Origin of the sequence: Moorena sp. SIO4E2 (genome assembly GCF_010671945.1) — a bacterium.
In the GTDB taxonomy this organism is placed as follows: domain Bacteria; phylum Cyanobacteriota; class Cyanobacteriia; order Cyanobacteriales; family Coleofasciculaceae; genus Moorena; species Moorena producens.
On sequence record NZ_JAAHIE010000897.1, the window covers coordinates 1 to 2,310 of the forward strand.

The following is a 2,310-nucleotide window of genomic DNA, read 5'->3' on the forward strand; positions in this document are numbered from 1 at the left end:
GTTGTCTACAGAAATACAATTTTACCTAAATAAAGTAGTAGATGAATATGAGTTGATTCAATTTTTGTCTAAAAGCCTCGATTTAAGAGGTTGTCTGAGAAGTCTCATTTGCTACATCCAAGCCCCCTAAATCCCCCAATTCTGGGGGACTTTTAGAAGCAAATTGACTCTTGTTCCCCCCAAAGTTGGGGGGTCAGGGGGGCAAAATTCAGTATCAAAAAACTTTTCAGATATCCTCTAAGATGTGAAACCTTAAACTATCCTGATAGTCAAGCTGAAGCCTTTGTAATGATAAACGACTATGACATAGGTTTTCCTATGGATATCACTATTTCCTATAGAAAGGGAGTTTCACTAGGGAAAGACTATTTGTGGTTAGCGAAACTTATTGCTAGGCATTATCAAACTATGGTGGCAACAGATTTACCAGAAGGACATCCGGACAAAATTAATCCCTATTGTTGGTGTGTAGCAGAACCAAACGGTTATTTAGTAGAAATGGTGGAAGACCTTTCAGATGTCGAAGACAGAGAAGGGTTACTACTAAATAGCAATTCCAAGAAATTACTTACTACATTCGGAAAATTGGCTTAAAAAATAAAACCTAACAAAACCACTACTGATAATGATACCGATAGATTAATTGACAATCTATTCACCTGTACCAAAACCCGTAAACTGGCGTACTTCAGGTTCATGAAAAGCTAAAACAATATCTTCTTTTGGCACTCCCATTTCCACTAATCGGTTGGCAAGTCCCTCTTCCGTGCCATCATGCTGAATCCAAATTTTTCCACCTTTGATATCAAGATGCAAAACACAGCCAAAATCACGTTTATTCCCACGCCAACCAACATACAGCAGTTGGTAGTGATCCTGCTCTGTATCAAAGACGGTCTGAACCTCAGGTGCGACCCAAGGGCGATTTACTCGCCCTAGGAGGCGCGCACCTACGTATTCTGGCGCAATTGTTTGCCGTGAAGCCCGTTGAGCACGTTCGGAAAGAAGATGTCGAATATACTGGCGATATTGCTCTACAGCCATTGAACAATTACCTCCTGTTTCACATCATAAATTACTAATCTAATCTGATCCCGCACGGTATCGTTTCTGGTTGAGTGTGATGGGTGTGCCCTAAGCCACCTCAATATACTCACAGAATGACACTGATTCAGGAGCACTTAATCCATCTTCTTTCAATCCTTCCAAATGAAACATCACTGCCTCAGTAATTAATTGTTTAACGTCTTCTAATGTTTCTGCCACCGCAACACACCCAGGAAGATCTCGAACATAAGCACCGTAGCTATTTTTTCCTTTTTCAATAACAACTGCATAGCGCATTAGATTTTATCCTCATCTATTTGAGCTTGTCGCCATATATTTTTAAGAGTCCCAATTGGAACCTCAAGACTTGATTTACCGGCGTTGCGTCAGTCTTCCTTTGAATAGGAGTAGAGTGGGCATCCTGCCCGCCCGAAAATATATTGTAACGGGCAAGATGCCCATGCTACATACGACCCAAGGGCGATTTACTAGCCCTAGGAGGCGCGCACCTACTCTTAAAATCATGCCATTATTAAGCAACGCCCCAAGCCCTAGCCCTTTGGGCTAATCCCACGATCTTGTAGGGTGCGCCCTCGAAAGGGTAACGCAGCAAGCGCAAAAAAGCAAAAAGTTCCAACTCTTAACCAAACCAGCATCATTAGCTCCGGTAGGTTGCTGAAACGTTGGGATTAATGATCGTGATTTTTCTGCCATTATGGAAGTAACTCCTACTTGGTTGGGAGAAAAGCCGCGCTGGTAATAGCCGTTAACCTTCACCAGCGCGGTTATTAGTTTCAGTGTGTACCTTCTATAGTATAGATAAATCCTCGAAAAAATGCAAGGGTTAATAAAAATTATTTACATTTATTTACAAATAGCCTAAATAGCCATTTATAGACTCATTTATGTTTAATTTACTTTGACATTATTTTTTAATTTACTGATATAAAAAGGGAGCTGATTAGCTAAAATTAGGGAGCCTAGAGTAGGTCAGAGTTAAAATACTAAAAAGCCTGTCTACATCATTAGAATAAAATGCGTTCGCGTAGCGGCTCAGAGCATCGCATCCAGTGCCCGGAAATATTATGCGTTCGCGTAGCGGCTCAGAGCATCGCATCCCATGCCATACAAGATTATGCGTTCGCGTAGCGGCTCAGAGCATCGCATCCAGTGCTGGACTATTACGCGATCGCATCCAGTGCCCGACAAGATAATGCGATCGCATCCAGTGCCCGACAAGATAATGCGATCGCATCCAGTGCC

At 42.0% G+C, this 2,310-nt stretch carries 3 protein-coding genes; 1 reads left to right on the plus strand and 2 read right to left on the minus strand.

Features of this window, described 5'->3' with window-relative positions; translation table 11 throughout:
• The first annotated feature begins 288 nt into the window (after window positions 1-288).
• The gene (locus tag F6K37_RS38715) at window positions 289-594 is read left to right on the plus strand and encodes a hypothetical protein (protein ID WP_044491916.1); all 306 of its coding nucleotides are present in this window, start codon (window positions 289-291) and stop codon (window positions 592-594) included.
• 57 nt (window positions 595-651) lie between these two features.
• Here F6K37_RS38715 and F6K37_RS38720 read toward each other — a convergent pair whose 3' ends face one another.
• Together F6K37_RS38720 and F6K37_RS38725 are read right to left on the minus strand one after the other, a co-directional pair.
• Window positions 652-1,044 (minus strand): XisI protein, encoded by a 393-nt coding sequence (locus F6K37_RS38720; protein WP_008178171.1) that lies wholly within the window; start codon window positions 1,042-1,044, stop codon window positions 652-654.
• Window positions 1,045-1,134: 90 nt separating this feature from the next.
• The gene (locus F6K37_RS38725) at window positions 1,135-1,344 is read right to left on the minus strand and encodes a type II toxin-antitoxin system HicB family antitoxin (protein ID WP_008178170.1); all 210 of its coding nucleotides are present in this window, start codon (window positions 1,342-1,344) and stop codon (window positions 1,135-1,137) included.
• Between the last annotated feature and the right edge of the window lie 966 nt (window positions 1,345-2,310).